22 protein-coding genes and 1 tRNA gene are annotated in these 17,853 nt (G+C 32.8%); 10 read left to right on the plus strand and 13 right to left on the minus strand.

Annotation, left to right across the window (positions count from 1 at the left end):
* Positions 1 to 2 precede the first annotated feature (2 nt).
* The 6 genes from ftsA (at position 3) to NLJ00_RS09595 (ending at position 5,462) form a co-directional block, all read left to right on the plus strand.
* On the plus strand, positions 3 to 1,409 hold the full coding sequence (gene ftsA, locus NLJ00_RS09570) for a cell division protein FtsA (protein ID WP_053472098.1): 1,407 nt from the start codon (positions 3 to 5) through the stop codon (positions 1,407 to 1,409).
* A gap of 92 nt (positions 1,410 to 1,501) precedes the next feature.
* The gene (gene ftsZ, locus NLJ00_RS09575) at positions 1,502 to 3,484 is read left to right on the plus strand and encodes a cell division protein FtsZ (RefSeq protein ID WP_256637029.1); all 1,983 of its coding nucleotides are present in this window, start codon (positions 1,502 to 1,504) and stop codon (positions 3,482 to 3,484) included.
* A gap of 265 nt (positions 3,485 to 3,749) precedes the next feature.
* Positions 3,750 to 4,199 carry a GatB/YqeY domain-containing protein gene (locus NLJ00_RS09580; RefSeq protein ID WP_053472100.1) on the plus strand — a complete coding sequence of 150 codons (450 nt, stop codon included), beginning with the start codon at positions 3,750 to 3,752 and terminating at the stop codon, positions 4,197 to 4,199.
* An 84-nt stretch (positions 4,200 to 4,283) separates the two neighbouring features.
* Positions 4,284 to 4,357: transfer RNA gene (locus NLJ00_RS09585), tRNA-Arg, on the plus strand.
* A 207-nt stretch (positions 4,358 to 4,564) separates the two neighbouring features.
* Positions 4,565 to 5,221, plus strand: coding sequence for a TlpA family protein disulfide reductase (locus tag NLJ00_RS09590; protein ID WP_256637030.1), 657 nt, complete (start codon positions 4,565 to 4,567; stop codon positions 5,219 to 5,221).
* A 43-nt stretch (positions 5,222 to 5,264) separates the two neighbouring features.
* Entirely contained in the window at positions 5,265 to 5,462 is a 198-nt protein-coding gene (locus NLJ00_RS09595; protein WP_256637468.1) for a YqaE/Pmp3 family membrane protein, read from the plus strand.
* 59 nt (positions 5,463 to 5,521) lie between these two features.
* Here NLJ00_RS09595 and NLJ00_RS09600 read toward each other — a convergent pair whose 3' ends face one another.
* Both NLJ00_RS09600 and NLJ00_RS09605 read right to left on the minus strand, forming a co-directional pair.
* On the minus strand, positions 5,522 to 5,719 hold the full coding sequence (locus tag NLJ00_RS09600) for a hypothetical protein (protein ID WP_256637031.1): 198 nt from the start codon (positions 5,717 to 5,719) through the stop codon (positions 5,522 to 5,524).
* A 31-nt stretch (positions 5,720 to 5,750) separates the two neighbouring features.
* Entirely contained in the window at positions 5,751 to 6,353 is a 603-nt protein-coding gene (locus NLJ00_RS09605) for a dihydrofolate reductase family protein (RefSeq protein ID WP_256637032.1), read from the minus strand.
* Positions 6,354 to 6,565: 212 nt separating this feature from the next.
* Between NLJ00_RS09605 and NLJ00_RS09610 the strand changes: the two genes are divergently transcribed.
* Together NLJ00_RS09610 and NLJ00_RS09615 are read left to right on the plus strand one after the other, a co-directional pair.
* Positions 6,566 to 7,474: a LytR/AlgR family response regulator transcription factor gene (locus NLJ00_RS09610; protein ID WP_256637033.1), complete on the plus strand. Its 909-nt coding sequence runs from the start codon at positions 6,566 to 6,568 to the stop codon at positions 7,472 to 7,474.
* Positions 7,475 to 7,575: 101 nt separating this feature from the next.
* Positions 7,576 to 8,730, plus strand: a complete 1,155-nt coding sequence (locus tag NLJ00_RS09615) for an acyltransferase family protein (RefSeq protein WP_256637034.1) — start codon at positions 7,576 to 7,578, stop codon at positions 8,728 to 8,730.
* A 137-nt stretch (positions 8,731 to 8,867) separates the two neighbouring features.
* Here NLJ00_RS09615 and NLJ00_RS09620 read toward each other — a convergent pair whose 3' ends face one another.
* The 8 genes from NLJ00_RS09620 to NLJ00_RS09655 all read right to left on the minus strand — a co-directional run bounded on the left by NLJ00_RS09620 (position 8,868) and on the right by NLJ00_RS09655 (position 14,732).
* The gene (locus NLJ00_RS09620) at positions 8,868 to 9,716 is read right to left on the minus strand and encodes an alpha/beta fold hydrolase (RefSeq protein ID WP_256637035.1); all 849 of its coding nucleotides are present in this window, start codon (positions 9,714 to 9,716) and stop codon (positions 8,868 to 8,870) included.
* 151 nt (positions 9,717 to 9,867) lie between these two features.
* Complete coding sequence (locus tag NLJ00_RS09625; protein WP_256637036.1) at positions 9,868 to 10,548, minus strand: metal-dependent hydrolase; 681 nt, start codon at positions 10,546 to 10,548, stop codon at positions 9,868 to 9,870.
* An 83-nt stretch (positions 10,549 to 10,631) separates the two neighbouring features.
* The gene (locus NLJ00_RS09630; protein ID WP_256637037.1) at positions 10,632 to 11,378 is read right to left on the minus strand and encodes a hypothetical protein; all 747 of its coding nucleotides are present in this window, start codon (positions 11,376 to 11,378) and stop codon (positions 10,632 to 10,634) included.
* Positions 11,379 to 11,398: 20 nt separating this feature from the next.
* Complete coding sequence (locus tag NLJ00_RS09635; protein WP_256637038.1) at positions 11,399 to 11,767, minus strand: hypothetical protein; 369 nt, start codon at positions 11,765 to 11,767, stop codon at positions 11,399 to 11,401.
* A gap of 50 nt (positions 11,768 to 11,817) precedes the next feature.
* On the minus strand, positions 11,818 to 12,282 hold the full coding sequence (locus NLJ00_RS09640) for an Mpo1 family 2-hydroxy fatty acid dioxygenase (RefSeq protein ID WP_053472112.1): 465 nt from the start codon (positions 12,280 to 12,282) through the stop codon (positions 11,818 to 11,820).
* A 46-nt stretch (positions 12,283 to 12,328) separates the two neighbouring features.
* Positions 12,329 to 12,844, minus strand: coding sequence for a DUF2199 domain-containing protein (locus NLJ00_RS09645; RefSeq protein WP_256637039.1), 516 nt, complete (start codon positions 12,842 to 12,844; stop codon positions 12,329 to 12,331).
* Between the two features lie 32 nt (positions 12,845 to 12,876).
* Positions 12,877 to 14,106: a DUF3754 domain-containing protein gene (locus NLJ00_RS09650; RefSeq protein ID WP_256637040.1), complete on the minus strand. Its 1,230-nt coding sequence runs from the start codon at positions 14,104 to 14,106 to the stop codon at positions 12,877 to 12,879.
* A 398-nt stretch (positions 14,107 to 14,504) separates the two neighbouring features.
* Positions 14,505 to 14,732, minus strand: a complete 228-nt coding sequence (locus tag NLJ00_RS09655) for a hypothetical protein (protein WP_053472115.1) — start codon at positions 14,730 to 14,732, stop codon at positions 14,505 to 14,507.
* Between the two features lie 95 nt (positions 14,733 to 14,827).
* Here NLJ00_RS09655 and NLJ00_RS09660 point away from each other — a divergent pair, with 95 nt between their 5' ends.
* On the plus strand, positions 14,828 to 15,220 hold the full coding sequence (locus NLJ00_RS09660; RefSeq protein ID WP_256637041.1) for a hypothetical protein: 393 nt from the start codon (positions 14,828 to 14,830) through the stop codon (positions 15,218 to 15,220).
* A 247-nt stretch (positions 15,221 to 15,467) separates the two neighbouring features.
* Here NLJ00_RS09660 and NLJ00_RS09665 read toward each other — a convergent pair whose 3' ends face one another.
* Positions 15,468 to 15,935, minus strand: a complete 468-nt coding sequence (locus NLJ00_RS09665) for a hypothetical protein (RefSeq protein ID WP_053472117.1) — start codon at positions 15,933 to 15,935, stop codon at positions 15,468 to 15,470.
* Positions 15,936 to 16,212: 277 nt separating this feature from the next.
* Between NLJ00_RS09665 and NLJ00_RS09670 the strand changes: the two genes are divergently transcribed.
* Complete coding sequence (locus tag NLJ00_RS09670; RefSeq protein ID WP_256637042.1) at positions 16,213 to 16,638, plus strand: DoxX family protein; 426 nt, start codon at positions 16,213 to 16,215, stop codon at positions 16,636 to 16,638.
* Here the strand turns inward: NLJ00_RS09670 and NLJ00_RS09675 are convergent.
* Together NLJ00_RS09675 and NLJ00_RS09680 are read right to left on the minus strand one after the other, a co-directional pair.
* Positions 16,625 to 17,185 (minus strand): Mov34/MPN/PAD-1 family protein, encoded by a 561-nt coding sequence (locus NLJ00_RS09675; RefSeq protein ID WP_256637043.1) that lies wholly within the window; start codon positions 17,183 to 17,185, stop codon positions 16,625 to 16,627. The two genes, NLJ00_RS09670 and NLJ00_RS09675, sit on opposite strands and share 14 nt — an antisense overlap.
* A 112-nt stretch (positions 17,186 to 17,297) precedes the next feature.
* The gene (locus NLJ00_RS09680) at positions 17,298 to 17,756 is read right to left on the minus strand and encodes a hypothetical protein (RefSeq protein WP_256637044.1); all 459 of its coding nucleotides are present in this window, start codon (positions 17,754 to 17,756) and stop codon (positions 17,298 to 17,300) included.
* Between the last annotated feature and the right edge of the window lie 97 nt (positions 17,757 to 17,853).

The raw sequence follows: 17,853 nt of genomic DNA on the forward strand, positions 1-17,853 counted from the left end.
AAATGGAAAAAGATAACATTGCAGTAGGTCTAGATATTGGAACGACAAAAATAGTTGCCATGATAGGCAAGAAGAATGAATATGGCAAACTTGAAATTTTGGGTATTGGTAAATCCAAAAGTTTAGGTGTTGCGAGAGGTGTTGTAAACAACATCACACAGACTATTCAATCGATTCAGCAAGCAATACTTGAAGCAGAAAACAATTCAGGTTACAAAATAAAAGATGTTGTAGTGGGTATCGCCGGACAGCACATCAGAAGTATTCAGCATACAGATTACATCAGCCGTAACAATCCGGAAGAAGTAATTGGCGAAAAAGATATTCAGCTTTTAATCGATCAGGTAAATAAACTGGCGATGTTACCGGGAGAAGAAATTATTCACGTTCTGCCGCAGGAATTTAAAATCGACGGACAATCTGAAATAAAAGAACCAATCGGAATGTACGGCGGAAGATTAGAATCTAGTTTTCACGTTGTAGTTGGACAGGCTTCTTCAATCAGAAACGTTGGAAGATGTATTCAGAGTTCAGGAATCGAATTATCTGGATTGACATTAGAACCATTAGCTTCGGCAGATGCTGTTTTAAGTCAGGAAGAAAAAGAAGCTGGAGTTGCGCTTATCGATATTGGTGGTGGAACTACAGATTTAGCCATTTTTAAAGACGGAATTATTCGTCATACCGCTGTAATTCCTTTTGGAGGAAATGTAATTACAGATGATATTAAAGAAGGCTGTTCGATTATTGAAAAACAAGCAGAGCTTTTAAAAATAAAATTCGGATCAGCTTGGCCGGGAGAAAATAAAGACAACGAAATTGTTTCTATTCCTGGTTTAAGAGGAAGAGAACCAAAAGAGATTTCGCTTAAAAACTTATCTAAAATTATCCACGCCCGTGTAGTGGAAATTGTAGAGCAGGTTTTTGCAGAAATCAAAGCTTACGGACACGAAGATCCTCGCAAAAAATTAATTGCAGGAATTGTTCTTACAGGTGGTGGAGCTCAGCTAAAACATATTAAACAATTAGTGGAATATATTACTGGGATGGATACCAGAATAGGATATCCAAACGAGCATTTAGCAGGAAACTCAAGCGAAGAAATTTCAAGTCCGTTATTTGCGACAGCAGTTGGATTAGTAATGAACAGCATCGAGAACAGCACACAAAGCGCGATTAGAATGGAAGTAGTAAACGAACAGCCAAAAGTTGTTTATAGAAACGTTCCTCCGCCGGTGCAGCGATACGAAGTTGAAGAAAACTACGTTGAACAAGTAGAAACTTTTGAAGAGCCAAGAGAAGTGAAAACGACAAAGGTTGCAGCAGAATCTACAGAAACAAAAATAAGAAGATCATTTTTTGATAGATATGTCGACAAAATCAAAGATTTTTTAGACAACGCTGAGTAAATATAAGCCGAATAATAAGAGAAAAGGATTACTTTTTGCCCCAAGTCAAGAAGTAAAAAATGTACTAAATAAGAATTTCAAAAACCAAAAAGATGATGAGCAACTCAGAATTTGGAAGTATTTCATTTGATTTACCGAAAAATCAATCAAATGTAATCAAAGTAATAGGTGTAGGTGGAGGTGGTAGTAACGCGATTAACCACATGTTTAAGCAAGGCATTAAAGGTGTAGATTTTATCGTTTGTAATACCGATTCACAAGCATTGCAAAATAGTTCAGTACCTAACAAAATTCAGTTAGGTATGAATTTAACAGAAGGTTTAGGAGCAGGAGCAAATCCTGATGTAGGACAGCAGTCTGCTATTGAAAGTATCGCCGACATTGAAAAAATGTTAGACCGTGGTACTAAAATGGTATTTATTACTGCAGGTATGGGTGGAGGAACCGGTACTGGTGCCGCTCCCGTAATTGCACAATTAGCAAAAGAAAGAGAGATTCTTACAGTTGGTATCGTGACAATTCCGTTTCAGTTTGAAGGGAAAGTACGTCAGGAGCAAGCTTTATTGGGAATCGAAAAATTACGTAAACAAGTTGACTCTTTAATCGTAATTAATAATAATAAATTAAGAGAAGTTTACGGAAATCTTGGTTTCAAAGCAGGATTCTCAAAAGCGGATGAAGTTTTAGCAACAGCCTCTAGAGGTATTGCTGAAGTAATCACGCACCACTATACTCAAAATATCGATTTACGCGATGCTAAAACAGTTTTAGCAAACAGCGGAACGGCTATTATGGGATCTGCTGTAGCAGAAGGAGAAAACAGAGCAAAAGATGCTATCGTGTCGGCATTAGATTCTCCATTATTAAATGACAATAAAATTACAGGAGCCAAAAACGTATTGTTGCTTATCGTTTCTGGATCTAACGAAATAACGCTTGACGAAATCGGAGAAATCAATGATCACATTCAGGCAGAAGCAGGTTACAACGCAAATATTATCATGGGAGTTGGTGAAGACGAAACTCTTGGTGAAGCTATTGCTGTAACTATTATTGCGACTGGTTTTGACGTTGAACAACAAAACGAAATCGTTAATACGGAGCCTAAAAAAATCATTCACACGTTAGAAGATGAGCAAAGATCTGTTCATAATTTAACAAACAGACCACTTACTTCTTTTGATTTAAATGCAGAGACACCAATTGCAAAAACAGAAGATAAAGTAGTTTTTGATTTAATGGAAGATACGGTTGCTCCCGTAATTCAAACTCCAGTTGCGCCGGTAACAACACCAACAATTAATCAGGAAGAATTGGTAGTGATGTCTGAGTTTATTAAAAACCTTGACGTAACTTTTGAAATCGTTTCGCCAATTACAGATATTGATTTTAAAATTTCAACTCCGGCAGCAGTCGTTCAGGAAGTAAAACCTGTACAGCAGCAAAAAACTTTTGAAAGAGAAGAACAAACTACTTTTTCATTTGATTTACCGCTTTTCAAGTCTGAGCCAGAAGTGAGAAGAGAGCCAGCTGCAGAGCAGGAAAATAAAATCATGTTTGAGTTAACAAACGAAACTCGTAATATTAAAGTAAACGATCCAGTTTCATTTGTTCCGGTAACAGAACTTTCTGATAACGGAATTATCAAATATTCGTTAGAAGAATATATGGAAGTTGAAAACGAATTAACAGCTTCTAAGCCAGTTGAAAAAGTGATCGAAGATACAGTTCCTGAGGAATTGAATATTACTTTAAAACCAAGAGTTGATTTTGCAAGTCAGCCTGATTTTACAACAACTTCAGAAGTTTCTCCAATGGAATTAACAATTGAGGAAACACTTCGTTTAAGAGCGGAAGAAAGAAGAAAGAAACTAAAAGAATTTAATTATAAATTCCACAATAACGTTTCAAGAATCGATGAGTTGGAAAAAGAGCCGGCTTACAAAAGATTAGGAATCGATTTATCGAATTCTCAATCTAACAATACAAATTCAAGAATTTCGGTTGGAACAGATAGTAACAACGATTTGCAATTGCGTTCAAACAATTCATTTTTGCACGACAACGTAGATTAATTTTACAATCATAATATTAGGATAGCCCGAAAATTGGATTTAATTTTCGGGTTATTTTTTTTATCTTCGCACAGAATTTAGAAATTTGACTTTTAAATTAGTATTTTAAAGACAATATTGTCACCCTGAGCGAAGTCGAAGGGCTTTTTGTCGGAAAGGGCTTCGACTTCGCTCAGCCTGACAACTAGAATATTATTTAAAATAAAAAAATATCTGGTTAATAATCAATTTATAAGCACTAGCTTATTCAAATAAAAAATAAAAGATGAGTTTACAAACACAAATCATGGAAGAGATTAAAACTGCCATGAAAGCAAAAGATACAGTAGCATTAGAATCTTTAAGAGCAATTAAATCTGAATTATTATTAGCTTCAACAGCTTCTGGATCTAAAGAAGAATTATCAGAAGATGAAGAAATTAAATTACTTCAGAGATTAGTTAAAACTCGTAAAGAAAGCGCAAGAATTTTTACAGAACAAAACCGTCCTGACTTAGCAGAACCAGAATTGGCTCAGGTTGCTGTAATCGAGAAATTTTTACCAGCACAGTTAAGTGAAGAAGAAGTAGAAGCTGTAGTTGCAAAAATTATCGCTGAAACCGGAGCCTCAGGAATTGCTTCAATGGGAAAAGTTATGGGATTAGCTTCTGCTCAATTAGGCGGAACTGCTGAAGGAAAAACAATTTCTACAATTGTGAAAAAATTACTTTCTTAGTAAATTCCAAATATTTAAATTCCAAATTCCAAGTTTAAGATTGGAATTTGGGATTTTAAAAAAAAAATTGAATTTTAAATATTTGACCGCGTAGTTCAACTGGATAGAATATCAGATTTCGGCTCTGAGGGTTGGGGGTTCGAACCCCTCCGCGGTCACTAAAAAAGGAAAGCCTGCAAAATATTATTTTGCAGGCTTTCCTTTTTTATAATTCGAAATCCATTATGCGTCTTTAATTTTAAACCTAACTTTATATTCTTAGTAGAGTAAAACAAATTACTTTGTTTCTATTTTTCGTTTGTATATTAATTTCTAAAATAATTAATTAAATTACAGTACTTTAATAGCACAAATCAAACTTAATTATGATTAAAATTAAAACCATTCTATTTTTATTATTTATTTCAAATTCTATATTAGCTCAAACTAATTTTTTTAAAATGCCTGATGGTACAATCTTAGATGAAAAAACTTTCAACAGGAAAAAAAATGATATGATTGAAACAGGAAATATAAATGTTACAGTAGAAGCAGGCATTATAAGAAATGATTCAATCATAAAAGAGGTTAAATTAGATTATTTAAATCCATTTACGAAACATAAAAAGAAAATTGGTACTGCATTTGAAATTCAAAAATTCAAAAATAAGGAAGGCAAAAATTATGATGAAAATTATCTAAAAGGTAAAGCATCATTAATTAATTTTTGGTCCATAAATTGTGAACCTTGTATTAAGGAATTCCCTGATTTGAACAGAATTAAGCAACAGTTTAATAATTCAGTAAATTTTGTGGCTATTACAGTTGATAGTTCTGTAGATGTCGAGAATTTTCTCAAAAAACATAAATTTGATTATGACCAGATTACAGATTCATTATTTCCACTTCTTAATGAATTAAAAATAAACGCTTTACCAATGACTATTATATTAGATAAAAATGGTATCATTTTAAATGTCTATGGAGGGTTAATTACAGACAACGAAAATGAAGTTATTGAAACATTGAAAAACTCATTATAATACAACTATTTTAGTCATAAATAAAAACAATAATAATAGTATGATGACACTAATTGCAATATTTTTTCCGTCCCTTTCTTTTTTATTGAGAGGTAAAATTTTCACTGCCATTATCTGTTTAATTCTGCAGATAACTTTGATTGGCTGGATTCCCGCTGCAATTTGGGCAGTGATTTCTTTACAAAATTCAAGAGCAGACAAACGCAATGAGAAATTGATAAAAGCGACGAGAGTCAGGTAAACAAACTTTTACTTTTAAAGTTTTTCTTTTAAACGGAACGTGAAAATCTTAAAGCTTAGTTATTTCTCAGATCGTTTTTTTCTAAAGGCTTTAATCAAAACAATAATTGAAAACACAAAAACAATACTATACACAATTGCCAGTGCCGGTTTTTCAAATTTTAGTGTTTCAAAGTCAAATTGCTTATACAGCGCTGCGCCTAAAATGATAGCTACAATACTAAAAGTAAATACTGGTACATTGTTTTTGTTCTCCATGGTTTTGATATTTTGGTTTATAAAAGGTTAATTATTTAATAGTTTTTCCGGCATTTCCTGTTTTCACTTCTCCGGCACGTTTATAACTGGCTAAAATAACTCCGGTTGTAGTAACGGTACTTTCTGTTAAAGTAAATCCTGATGGATGCGAAGTATCGTCAAACAGCTTTTTTCCTTTGCCAAGCAGAAGCGGATGAATCTTTAACTTAAGTTCATCTACCAAATCATTTTTCAATAATAAATGAATAAGTTCACTGCTTCCCCAAACCTGAATGTCCAATCCTTCTGAAGCTTTGAGTTTCTTGATATCGGCCAGACTTTTGATGAAATTAGAATTTTTCCAATCTGATTTTTTTCTGGTTTTAGAAAAAACGTATTTATTACCTTCATTAATTCCGGGCCAAAATTCTCTGTTTTTAGGCCAGTACTCTTCCCAGATTTCAAAAGTCTTTCTGCCTAAAAGATAATCGGCAGGTTTTATTTCATTTGCTACAGCTTTACTATAAACTTCATCGCCAAATGGTGCTGTCCATCCGCCAAATTTAAATCCATCAGATTTATCTTCTTTCGGTCCGCCCGGAGCCTGCATAACACCATCTAGCGAAATCATTGACAAAACAATTATTTTTCTCATAATATATTGATTTTGTGTGTGTACAAATTTAATTAACTACACAGAAATATTGATAAACTAAGGAAAATAATCGTAAAAAGCTTTTCGATTTGGTCTTTATTAAAGTTAACAGAAGTAAATAATCTTAAGTTTGAATAATCAGAAACCAATATTCAATCCAGCTTCCTGAAGATTTTTCGTATTTTTAATGCCAGACAAAAACAGCTTTAACAATGGGATTTTACATCAACAAAGAACATTTGATTCATGATATTGAATATCCTCCGAGATATCAATCAAAAAACCTGCTTAAAAGCGTTACGATAGTTTTTGCTCTAATATTAATGTTTCTTTTATTATTCAGGCCTTTTGGAGTTTATGATCCGGAAATGAGAATGCATTATTTTTTTATTTGTTTTCTTCACGCCTTATCACCCGCATTAATCCTGTTCGTTTATTTTGAGGGACTTAATTATATCAGAAAAAGAAAAAACGAAACCGAAAATTGGACTTTATTCAAAGAATATTCTCATATTGGAGCAGTGCTGGTTTTAGCAGGTTTGTCGAGTTTTTTCATGCGTGATTTGATTTACAATAATGAAGGCAATTGGTCATGGCGTTATTTATGGGAAGAAATCAGAAATTGTTTTGTTGCAGGTATATTTTTCTATCTTTTTCTAAGATTATCCAGTTTTTATTTTGAATCAAAAAAAGGCTCTCCGTTTGTACTGCAATTTACAAAGCTAAATATTGAATCAAAAACAACAGACCTTCAGTCAAAACTTTATGTCAATACTCAGGTTAAGCAAGACGATTTTAGTCTGGACATAGACGAATTATTGTTTGTAAAAGCGGATGGAAATTATATCGAATTAACAAAATCAAACGGATCTCAGATTGCTACAGAATTAAAACGAATTTCTCTAAGCCAATTTGAAACCCAAATAACCGCTTATCCTCATTTTTTTAGATGCCATAGAACCTATTTAGTGAATATGTTTAAGATCGAAAAAATAGCAGGAAATTCTCAAGGATACTTATTATCGTTTAATGAAACGAATGCAAAAGTTCCCGTTTCCAGAAAACAAATAGATAGTTTTAACAGCTGTTACGAACAACTTCGAAGCAAATATACTGCCTAAGCTTGTTGTTCGTCACAAAAGCTAGTTACTGATAACATGTGCTCTTACAGCTGTTTTTTCTTGTTGTAGGTTTGCCCTCAGTAACACTAAATCTATTTATTATGTCATCTTCATCAATCGCTTTGAATCAGGATTCTGGTTCGTCAAACAAATTAGTATACATAGATAATATTAAAATTTTATTGACAATATTAGTTGTGCTTCATCACACAGTTATTGCCTATAGTTCATCAGAAGGCTGGTATTATACAGAACAAACTACACTTATGGGAGCACGTATTCCTATGACAATGTTTGTAAGCCTCAATCAGTCTTTTTTTATGGGATTTTTTTTCCTGCTGGCAGCATACTTTACAAGTTCTTCTTATACTAGAAAAGGAGCATCAAAATTTATTAAAGACCGTCTTGTAAGATTAGGAATTCCCATAGTATTCTATTCCTTTATACTTTCCCCATTCATCAGCTATCTGGTATATTATTTTGCAAAAGGACATCATATTACTTATTTTCAATATTTAAGCGGATTTGACAGCTGGATCGATTTAGGCGTTACATGGTTTGTAGCGGCATTATTGCTTTTTACATTGATTTATGCAGGAGCAAAAAAAATATTTAAAGTTAGTTTCAAAAAACCTGTAGAAGTACCAAAAACCTGTACCATATTATGGTTTGCAGTACTACTGGGAATCATCAGCTTTTTAGTTAGAATTATTTTCCCTGTGGGATGGGTTCTTGAACCAGTCGGATTTCAATTAGGACATTTTCCGCAGTATGTCGCCTTATTTATTGTTGGATTACTGGCCGCCAAAAACAATTGGTTTGATAAACTTTCTGATAAAACATACAGAGGTTTAAAAAGAGCGACAAGGATATGTTTGCTGCTTTTTCCAGTATTTTTTATAATCAAATTTAATCTCAATACACCTTCTTCCTGGTTTTCGGGAGGTTTTCATTGGGAAGCATTATTGTATGCCGTTTGGGAACAATGTATAGGTATTTCTATACTAACGACATTATTAATTAGAGGAAAAAAAAGATGGAATGAATCTTCTGTACTATTGACTAAATTATCACGCAGCAGTTTTGCCGTCTATATTTTTCACCCATTAGTAATTGTTGGTTGTACGCTCGCAGTAAGAAACTGGGCAATTGAACCTGCAATAAAATTTTTGGTTACAGCACCATTAATAGTTATAGGCAGTTTTATATTTGGGTCACTTATTTTATTAATTCCCGGAGTTAAGAAAATTATTTAATATAGTTATTCGTGTTTTTTTAGAAAATAAAAAAACACGAATTTCAGTAAATTTGAATTTCTTGCCCTGATTCCCGAGCATTTTTTGAAACTTCGGAAATCTTTAAAAAAGAATTTCCGAAGTTAATTTCCGGAAATCTATTTCGTGTTCTGTAAAAAATTATCGATGTAATTTACTACCAGTGGAATATTTTGATGCTGAGGAGCATGCCCTGTTTGCGGCAGAACTATTAACTGTGATGTTGGAAGCTGTTTGGTCAGCGGATACCAATTTTCTACAGCAAAACTAGTGTCGTGATCTCCGGAAATTATTAAAATTGGTGTTTTTGTCGTTTTTAATTTATCTCTAAAATTATCTTTATCTTCGGCAGCACCTTCGCCTCCGGCAAAATACAATTGAAAAGTTTCCATAGTCGAAGGAATTTTAGAAACATCAATTCTTTGAGCAATTCTGTCGTGGGAAGCTTTTGCGGCTTTTCTGCTTTCTTCAGACTCTGGTTCGAAGAAAAGTATCACTTCATCTTCAAAATCATTTATTGGTTTTAAAGCATGATCCAGAAAAGATTGTTCCAGCGGAACAACTCTTTTTCCTATTGGGCCAGTTCCTAACAATATGGTATGTGTAGCCAATTCTGGATATAGGTGTGTTGCGGCTTGTGTAACCAATCCGCCATACGACCAGCCCAGTAAAATGGCACTTTTGATTTTTAAGAAGTCGGCAAGATCTTTTACATCTTTAGCCACTTCTTTAATATCTGTAGGAAGTGTTCCAGTTGAATAGCCAATTCCCGAATAATCAAAAGTAACAACCTGATGTTTTTCTGCAAGAAGATCCAAAAATAACGGATCCCAGGTATCAAGAGTTCCTCTAAAACGGTTAATTAAAATAATTGGATTTCCCTCGCCAATTGATCTGTAAGCGATTGTTCGGCCGGAAAGTTCGGCAAACTGAGTTTCTGAATTTGCAGCGTTTATTTTTGTGCTCATTGCTTTAAGTTTTTGGTTAATAATGAATTACTAAACAATTTTAATGCCTTTGAAGATTTTATTTACAAATCAAACCTTTACAGGATTTAAGCCGTTATTTTGCTGTTTTTATTTCGCTAAAAAATAATGTTTTTACGAAATATAGAAAATATTATATCTCAATTGTGTCGCCAATTTTAGGTAAATAAAGATGGAGATTTGCGTTTTTAAAATCACTTAAAGCTTTTTCATGATCCATTTTAATGAAGCCAAAAGTATCATAATGAACGCCTAAAATTTTATCAACTTCAACCAGTTTTGAAGCTTCAATCGCTTCTTCAATTCCCATTGTTAATCCGTCGCCAATTGGGAAAACGGCGAAATCAAGTTTAGTAAACTTCGGAATCAGTTTCATGTCTAAAGTTAGCGCTGTGTCGCCACTGTAATAAAAGTTTCCATCAACAGTTGTGAGTACAAAACCAGTTGCGATTCCGCCATAAGTTCCATCCATAAAACTGCTTGGATGCTGTGCAATCACGCATTTTACAGTTCCAAAATCAAAACTGAATTTTCCACCCGGATTAATTGGATGCGCATTTTCAATTCCGTTTTTTAAAAGCCAGTTGTAAATTTCAAAATTCCCCAAAACCTTTGCTCCGGTGTTTTTTGCAATTCTTTCCACATCCAGAATATGATCATAATGCGCATGCGAAATAAAAATATAATCGGCTTTTATTTCGTCGACATTAATGTGTTTTGCCAATTCGTTTGGCGTAATAAAAGGGTCGAAGAGAAGATGTTTTCCATTTGCAAAAACAGAAAAACAAGAATGTCCGTAATAAGTGAGTTTCATGATATATAGATTTTAGAATTGATAACAGTTAAGTTGATTAATATCCAAAAAATATACCAGCAGAATTTACCTTAAATATGCCATTATTCTTCGAATACTTTTTCGGTATCAACAGGATTGTTTTCCTGATACAATTTTTGCCCAATTTTACCCTTATCACCTAATGCGCGCCCTTTTATAAGCCATGCGGTTCCAAATGCAAAAAGAGCCAGCGCTTCAAGGGCCAGAGTAGAATAAGTAAAAAGTTTTAAACTCTCTGAAACAGGAACCAAAACAATAGAAATCAAAATAATATAACCACAGGTTCTGTAAATATTATTTTCGTTTAAAATGCTTTTAGGTGTTTCGATATATTTTTCCTGAGTAATTGTAAAAACATTAATAGCAAGCAAAGCCAATATCAAAAACAGCACCGCAGCAAAACCATAATGGAGCCAGCCGAGCCATTGCTCTGTTAATGGAATAATGGTATAGATTTTTTGTGAAATGCTTTCTGGATTTGTGGGAACCAGCGCCACACCAATTGCCATAATTCCGGCAATATTGGTCAGTAAATTATCATTTTTGAAAATTGATTTATTTCCGTGCCCTTTATACCGAATCAAAAATAAACCTACAGCACACAAAGTTCCGGTAAAAATTTCCCTTAAATTGGTATAGTAATAATCGCTGACAGAAGGCTGGATTTTGGTTTGAAAAAAAGGGATTAAAGAAAAACCAACCAAAAATACAGGCAGCAAAAATCCCAGATAACCAATTGCCCGCCTGATTCTTCGGTACGTGAAAATATCATAATTTTCAATCTTTATTTCTTTGGTATCTATTATCATAATTTGTAAACAAGAATCAATCAACTATTATTTTCAGATCTGGTTTCATCAAATCCTGCCGGCCACACTCCATATCTGTTTTTAAATTCTAAAGGAGTTTCCGGCTGTCCCATATTTCCGTAAAATTTATTTACTTCCTGCTCTTTTATCAGCCTTTCCCATGTTTCATCGTTCATTGGTTTTTTTTGAAAAGAAGCTAGTTTTTCTGATTCCGGATAATGTTTTCTTTCTATATTTCTGTTAATTTTGATTTTTTGTTCAGATGTCAGCCTGGCTGCAATTTGTTTCCATATTTCACCAATAGGATTTTTAATTGCTAGTTCAGTCAGATTTTGAATTTCTTCTTCACTTAAATTTTTAGGAAAATCATCCAGATTAAAATCTTTCATATAACAAAATTGAATTGTTTAAATCTTTTACAATTGGAAATAAAAGTAAATTACTTTCTCGAAAACAAATTTTCTACAACCCAGGCCGGGCCAATTAATAAAAACTGAAGATCTTTTAAGAATGAAGGTTTTTTCCCTTCAATATTATGTCCGTAGAACTGTCCAATCCAGGCAATTACAAAAACACCAATAGAGAATGCCCATAACGGAAAAACCTGTCCGATATAATAATTAACAACTAAACAAATTCCTGAAAAAATGGCAATTTTTACGGCCATTGCAATCGAAAGTCTAATGTAGAAAATAAGGACAAATAGCAAAACCACAAAAGCCCAATTTTCGATAATTGGTGCATTTAGTTTTAAAGTATTCGCTATAATACCACTTGGAATACTCATTAATAAACCAACAATAGAAAAGTAAATTGCCGGAACACAAATATAATGTATGGCTTTGTTTTTTGGGTTTTGGTGACTTACGGCATATTCTGCAAACCATTGATCTAGTGTTCTCATTTTTGTGGTTTTAAGGTTAGTTAACGTAAATCTAGTAAAATTTCTTTTAGGTTTTACCGTGCTGTATTTTCATAATTTCATCTACGATAGAAACGGCTTTTTGAAATGTTATTCCCTTTTCCTGATCAATTGTCAAAGGATGGTTTTCTTCGATCATTTTTATTTCCGGAATCAATCCTAACCCTTGCTCAATAGCAATACTTTTTAGTGAAATTGTTTTGCCATAAGTTGGTACATCAGTCTGCATCCATCCAAAATATGGTTCCTGATTAACTCTATTTGGATCTTCCCATAAATCCATTCGCAGGCAAAAATTATCTTCGCTTATGGTTGTCCAAACATTAAAAACTAAATTTTCATGATAATCGATTATCGGAATCGTTAACCTGCCGCGATGAAAAAAATGTTCTTCATCGACATAACACCAACTGCCGCCATATTCAATTCTCTGTTCTCTTTCTTCGGGCGGAATTGCAAAATAGTAAGCCGGAAATTCATTGCCAAAACATAATGGCATTTCGTCAAAAGTTTCTCCGCAGCAAGAACATTTGTAGTGGTACATTTTCGTTTTATTAAGTGAAAATAATGTAAAGTTTATTTCTGATTGTAATCAAAAACGTTATCCCATAATTCATCGATTGTAATAAGCGCCTTATTTAGCGGAATAACTTCCCATTTTCCGTTGGTTTCTATTCCTAAACCAATGCTTTTTAGCTTTAGCAAAGCATCGTTTACATCAAAATCTAATTCAGTACTTAATTGAGAGGCAAACCAAGATTCAATTTGAGAATCCAGTTCTTGCGCAGTTAACGGATTTGGGCTTTTATTTAAAAAAGTATACGCTAAAATGGTTTCTTTTAAGGCTTCTTCTTCAGATGAGTTTAAAAGAGAATAAAAAGCACCGCTGTTGTTTCCGACATTTTTAAAATACAAACTGTCTGAAAGCATTTTAGAATATCTGATTTTCTTGTTTATGAAATTATTGTATTGTCGAAAGCAGTAAGCAGATAAAATTCCTAAAGCAATTAAACCTTGATTTAAAGAAGTTTTGCTGTTTAGTAAATCGATAGTTTCTCCGGTTTCATAAGCATTGTACATGTTTATTAAGGCGGGAATTACTTTGGCACTTAATAATGAAATACCTCCAAAAACTCCCGGAACCCAAAGTAACAGTTTGTCTTTTAAAGACATTTTTGGAATTGCATTTGGAAAAATCGTTTCGAGGTCATTTTTAGGAACGCGTTTAAAAATCTTTAAAGCAATAGACCCCGGATCAATTGGCATTTTTCCCAACTTGACTTTTTTCTGGGTCAAATAATCGGCGTCGCTGTAATTGAGGTAAATAAGAACACGATCATAATATTCGATTTCAACTTCTTTTTTCCAGAAATAATATTTCTTAACAGTTTCTTTTGCTTTATGATGACCGCGAACGTACAATTCGTAATCCTTAAAAGCATGAAAATCAATGGCAAGGTTTAAGCCTATTAAATCAGATTCTGTAAAAGCTTCTTTTAAAGTTTCCTGATCGATTCTGTAATAATTGCCGCGCTCTAAAACAGTACGCAGCGTTTCTTTAAAAACAGAAAAATCGCTTTTACCAATAAAAACTTCGCGTTCTTTTTCGCTCAAATCCGGATCATAAAGCGCGTAGTTTTGCTTTAAATTTCGGTTAAGATTAAAAGATTCATAATGATAATAATGCTCGATAATATCGAATAACTTTTTAAAATCATCAACTTTTTGTCTGTCATCGGCGAAAGCTGCAATTTGCTGTTCGAGCAAAAATTCTTTATTAAACGGAATATAATGTTCTCGAGTCATATCGATTCAGGGCTTTAATTTGTTTTTTGGCGTGGAATCGCAAAGGTACAAAGGTTGTAAAAAAATCAACGATTGATTATTACTAAAAGATTTATAAAATTAGAATGCTTCGATATGCAGATTTACAGACATTTTACAGGTTTGGTTATTTTGATAAAAACAAAAGCCGCAAAGATATTTCTTTACGGCTTAGCTCCTTAGGGGAATACATTAGATTATGCGAGGATCAGCTGCATAACTAAATTGTTTATCTATTTCACGAATAGATGTTTGGCCCATTACATACACTTTGATATAGAAAATCCGGATTTTTCTAACTCTAAGTTTTTGTTTGCTCCTGGAGAAAAGAGCTGGACCGCTCTTTTTGGTAATATTGATCCAAATTGTTTAATGCATAATTATTTACTGCCTATTTCTTTTTTTAATCTATTGGCCTGACTCTCTCTCACGATCTTATATTCGTTGTCAAGCCTCTTATATTCGGCCTTTATTAGATCGCAAATAATGCCTGCACGATCCCCTCGAATTGATTTGCGAATGTAGTCGTAAGAAAAACCGTGTTTTTCTTTAATAATCTTTAACACATCTTGGTTGTAACTTGGCTTAGATTTTATATTTTTGCTCATTGCTTAATTTGTATTAAAAGTAAGACAAATATAGTAAGATATTTCTTAAGAATGAGTATAAATTAGATTATTTCTATAAATAAAAATGAAGCATTATGGCAGAAAATACTATAAACAGGATCAAACAGTATTTAGATTACAGAGGTATTAGAGTGGGTGCCTTTGAAAAAGTGGTGGGTATGTCTAACGGTTCTTTTGCGAGCCAGTTAAAACATAATAAAACGATAGGTGTAGATAAGTTAGAAAATATCTTAAAAAAATATACAGATATTGATATAGAATGGCTTTTAACCGGCGAGGGAGACATGATTAAACTGAATGTTTTGCGCGAAAAAGGAGAGGTTTATAAAAAAACAGAAAAGCTTAATGAACACGAAATTAACTACAAGGATCTGGCTGAAGCCAGAAAGGAAACAATTGAAAGTCTAAAAAAGATTATTCAGCATCAGGATGAACAGATTGCTGCTTTTAAACAAAACAATCAATAGCGTAAAGTACTAAAAAGAAAAAGTGAGATTTCTAATCGTTACCAGCGATACGAAATCTCACTTTCTTGTTCCAAAAAAATTGACAAAATTTACAAGTTTTCCTTTCGGAAGACTATATTCTAAAAGAAAAAATTATTCCCTGCAATTTTACCACTTATTAAAATTCTGGCAATACGTATTTATACCTGTTTTTAGTTTTTTTTTTCAAGGTTCAAAGTTACAGAGGTTCAAAGGGACAAAGATTTCCTTAATTGAGGTCTGATTTTTTTAACTCGATTATCTGCTGAATGTATTGTATTAGGTTTTCTCTTTCTATCGAAAATTGAGCATTTTCACTTTCGGTGCGAAGGTATAAATCTGCAATAGTTTCGGCATCCATGTTTTTGTTTAAATAATGATCCTGTGCATATTGTATGAGATTTTCTAAAAAAAGTTCTTTTTGTCTTCCTTTTTCCAGCGTTTCTTCATCGCCATTTTTTATTTTTTCAATTTCAGATTCCGGTAAATCAATAGTGAGATACGTTATATCTACAGGAACTTTTGAAAGCATTTCGGGAGTAGTTTTTCCAGAACCATTGCAGTAGGCGCAGGGAGCAGGTACCCATTTTAATAGTTTGTTTAAACGCCTGATATCATCCCAATCAACAAAACCTTTCCCAAGACATCTGGGACATTGTAAATCTGATTTTTTAAATAGGAAATTAAAAATGGACATTTTCTAACAAATTATATTAACATTTCTTAGTACGCTAAGGTAATTATTTATGTAAGAAAATTATTTTGAAAGGGTATTTTTTTTGAAGAATAAGATTTCCTTAATAAATTCATACTTTTTTGAACTTTTGAAATAGCTGCTTTGTATGCAAAATTGAATTTTAAACATGGATATTAGATAACCCATAAGTAAAAAATGTAGAAAATGGTTTTGGGCTTAATGTTATAAATTTGAATAAACATTTTATAGAGACTATAACATAAAGGATACAATACAGATGGAAAATATACAGACAACCAAAATCCAGAATTTTTTTAGAGTTCTATTAGGGCTTTTTATGATTACGGCAGCGATAGGGCATTTTACTTTTCAAAGAGCCGATTTTCAGGCACAGGTTCCAAATTGGGTTCCGCTGGACAAAGATCTTGTTGTAATTCTTTCCGGAGTTGTTGAAATAGCTTTAGGACTTAGTATGCTTTTTCTAACAAAATATAAAGTATTCGTAGGGATTGCACTGGCGGTGTTTTATGTATTGGTTTTTCCGGGTAACATCGCCCAATATTTAAACCAAACTCCCGCCTTTGGACTCGACACAGATCAAGCGCGTTTAATAAGATTATTTTTTCAGCCCGTTTTGATTTTCCTGGCCTTGTGGTCGACTGGGGCGATTGGGTATTTTAGAAAAGAAATTATTCAACAATAGAAATGCCGTATTTAATATTGCTGTCTGCAAATATTGATTTTAGCATATCGTACTTTTCATTGCAATATTCGCCAATGCTAAATCTTTTATCGCTCGATTTGTAGTTATTACAGCCAAAACAAATTTCGAGGTAAGCGACAATTCGATTATTTGAATCGAGAAACATAATAGCATTTCTTGGCATATAACACATCACTTCTGCATCTTCGTGAGGAAGTCTTGTATACGTGAAATTAAAAATAATATCAGATAATTTATTTATTTGCTCTGCACTCAATACAGCAGTTTCATTGTATAATTCAGATCTAAAAACATCTTTTCCCAATACAATTGAATTGATGTGTTTTATTAAACTTTGTCCGGGATATTCATCGGGTTTACCTTTAAAAGACACAATTTTAATTTGCTGAGATTCAGAAAAAGGAAAACGGAGTAATCTTTCTTTTTCTGAAATATTTTTTGTTCTAATACATTTCCCATTATCATAAGTAGATTGCGAAAAAGAATTTTGAACCAGTAAAAGTATTAGAAACAAAAAATTCCTCATTTTTTTTTTAAATGTTTTTAAAACGAAAATAAAACTTATAAATGTAATTTTTGAGGTTTTTGAAGAATTTAAAAACGGGTACAAAATAAGTTTTTCATCTCTGGCTTTACATTTATTGAAATTTTTCTAATTCTATTGCTTCGTCAAAATATGGTTTAAATTTATCAGACAGATTTTTATCTTTAAATTTTATTATAGTGTAAGAGTTATCAAAAGCAATGATTTCAATTGTAGAATTGGGAACTTGAAAGTTTCCATTTTTCCAAATCAGATCATTTCCATCTGCAAAAGGCAGATTGTTTTCATCGAAAGATATTTGTTCGTTTTCTGAAAAACCAGACAGAATTCCCCAAATTAATTGTGTGTTAGAATTCAGGATCACATTAAATTCCTTACTTGTTAAAACGAAAAAATCTTTTTCGTGATGTATTGGAAGTGTTTTATCTGATATAAATTGGAAGTCACTTATTAACCAGTTAAACGATTCTATTTCCTCTAAAATGGGTTTTAATAATGCTTTTAAATCGGTGTGAAAGTCTAGTTTATCTGTGTGTTGAATTATCCAATTCATTCTTAAATACTTTTAAAATTAAGAAACTACTCAATTGTGGTACAAAGATAGACAAAGATAGTAGGCAAAGATAGCGCGGATTTGCAATCCGTGCCCG

Origin of the sequence: Flavobacterium panici, from assembly GCF_024499525.1 — a bacterium.
GTDB classification, from domain to species: Bacteria; Bacteroidota; Bacteroidia; order Flavobacteriales; family Flavobacteriaceae; genus Flavobacterium; species Flavobacterium panici.

What these genes read in the sequence shown, in the direction of transcription:
- NLJ00_RS09645 (WP_256637039.1), bottom strand. Translation starts at nt 12,844, where the DNA reads ATGTACCACTACAAATGTTCTTGCTGCGGAGAAACTTTTGACGAAATG.
- ftsA (WP_053472098.1), top strand. Translation starts at nt 3, where the DNA reads ATGGAAAAAGATAACATTGCAGTAGGTCTAGATATTGGAACGACAAAA.
- NLJ00_RS09620 (WP_256637035.1), bottom strand. Translation starts at nt 9,716, where the DNA reads ATGAGCACAAAAATAAACGCTGCAAATTCAGAAACTCAGTTTGCCGAA.
- NLJ00_RS09675 (WP_256637043.1), bottom strand. Translation starts at nt 17,185, where the DNA reads ATGAGGAATTTTTTGTTTCTAATACTTTTACTGGTTCAAAATTCTTTT.
- ftsZ (WP_256637029.1), top strand. Translation starts at nt 1,502, where the DNA reads ATGATGAGCAACTCAGAATTTGGAAGTATTTCATTTGATTTACCGAAA.
- NLJ00_RS09665 (WP_053472117.1), bottom strand. Translation starts at nt 15,935, where the DNA reads ATGTCCATTTTTAATTTCCTATTTAAAAAATCAGATTTACAATGTCCC.
- NLJ00_RS09610 (WP_256637033.1), top strand. Translation starts at nt 6,566, where the DNA reads ATGGGATTTTACATCAACAAAGAACATTTGATTCATGATATTGAATAT.
- NLJ00_RS09670 (WP_256637042.1), top strand. Translation starts at nt 16,213, where the DNA reads ATGGAAAATATACAGACAACCAAAATCCAGAATTTTTTTAGAGTTCTA.
- NLJ00_RS09680 (WP_256637044.1), bottom strand. Translation starts at nt 17,756, where the DNA reads ATGAATTGGATAATTCAACACACAGATAAACTAGACTTTCACACCGAT.
- NLJ00_RS09650 (WP_256637040.1), bottom strand. Translation starts at nt 14,106, where the DNA reads ATGACTCGAGAACATTATATTCCGTTTAATAAAGAATTTTTGCTCGAA.
- NLJ00_RS09590 (WP_256637030.1), top strand. Translation starts at nt 4,565, where the DNA reads ATGATTAAAATTAAAACCATTCTATTTTTATTATTTATTTCAAATTCT.
- NLJ00_RS09630 (WP_256637037.1), bottom strand. Translation starts at nt 11,378, where the DNA reads ATGATAATAGATACCAAAGAAATAAAGATTGAAAATTATGATATTTTC.
- NLJ00_RS09660 (WP_256637041.1), top strand. Translation starts at nt 14,828, where the DNA reads ATGGCAGAAAATACTATAAACAGGATCAAACAGTATTTAGATTACAGA.
- NLJ00_RS09580 (WP_053472100.1), top strand. Translation starts at nt 3,750, where the DNA reads ATGAGTTTACAAACACAAATCATGGAAGAGATTAAAACTGCCATGAAA.
- NLJ00_RS09635 (WP_256637038.1), bottom strand. Translation starts at nt 11,767, where the DNA reads ATGAAAGATTTTAATCTGGATGATTTTCCTAAAAATTTAAGTGAAGAA.
- NLJ00_RS09625 (WP_256637036.1), bottom strand. Translation starts at nt 10,548, where the DNA reads ATGAAACTCACTTATTACGGACATTCTTGTTTTTCTGTTTTTGCAAAT.
- NLJ00_RS09595 (WP_256637468.1), top strand. Translation starts at nt 5,265, where the DNA reads ATGACACTAATTGCAATATTTTTTCCGTCCCTTTCTTTTTTATTGAGA.
- NLJ00_RS09640 (WP_053472112.1), bottom strand. Translation starts at nt 12,282, where the DNA reads ATGAGAACACTAGATCAATGGTTTGCAGAATATGCCGTAAGTCACCAA.
- NLJ00_RS09655 (WP_053472115.1), bottom strand. Translation starts at nt 14,732, where the DNA reads ATGAGCAAAAATATAAAATCTAAGCCAAGTTACAACCAAGATGTGTTA.
- NLJ00_RS09600 (WP_256637031.1), bottom strand. Translation starts at nt 5,719, where the DNA reads ATGGAGAACAAAAACAATGTACCAGTATTTACTTTTAGTATTGTAGCT.
- NLJ00_RS09615 (WP_256637034.1), top strand. Translation starts at nt 7,576, where the DNA reads ATGTCATCTTCATCAATCGCTTTGAATCAGGATTCTGGTTCGTCAAAC.
- NLJ00_RS09605 (WP_256637032.1), bottom strand. Translation starts at nt 6,353, where the DNA reads ATGAGAAAAATAATTGTTTTGTCAATGATTTCGCTAGATGGTGTTATG.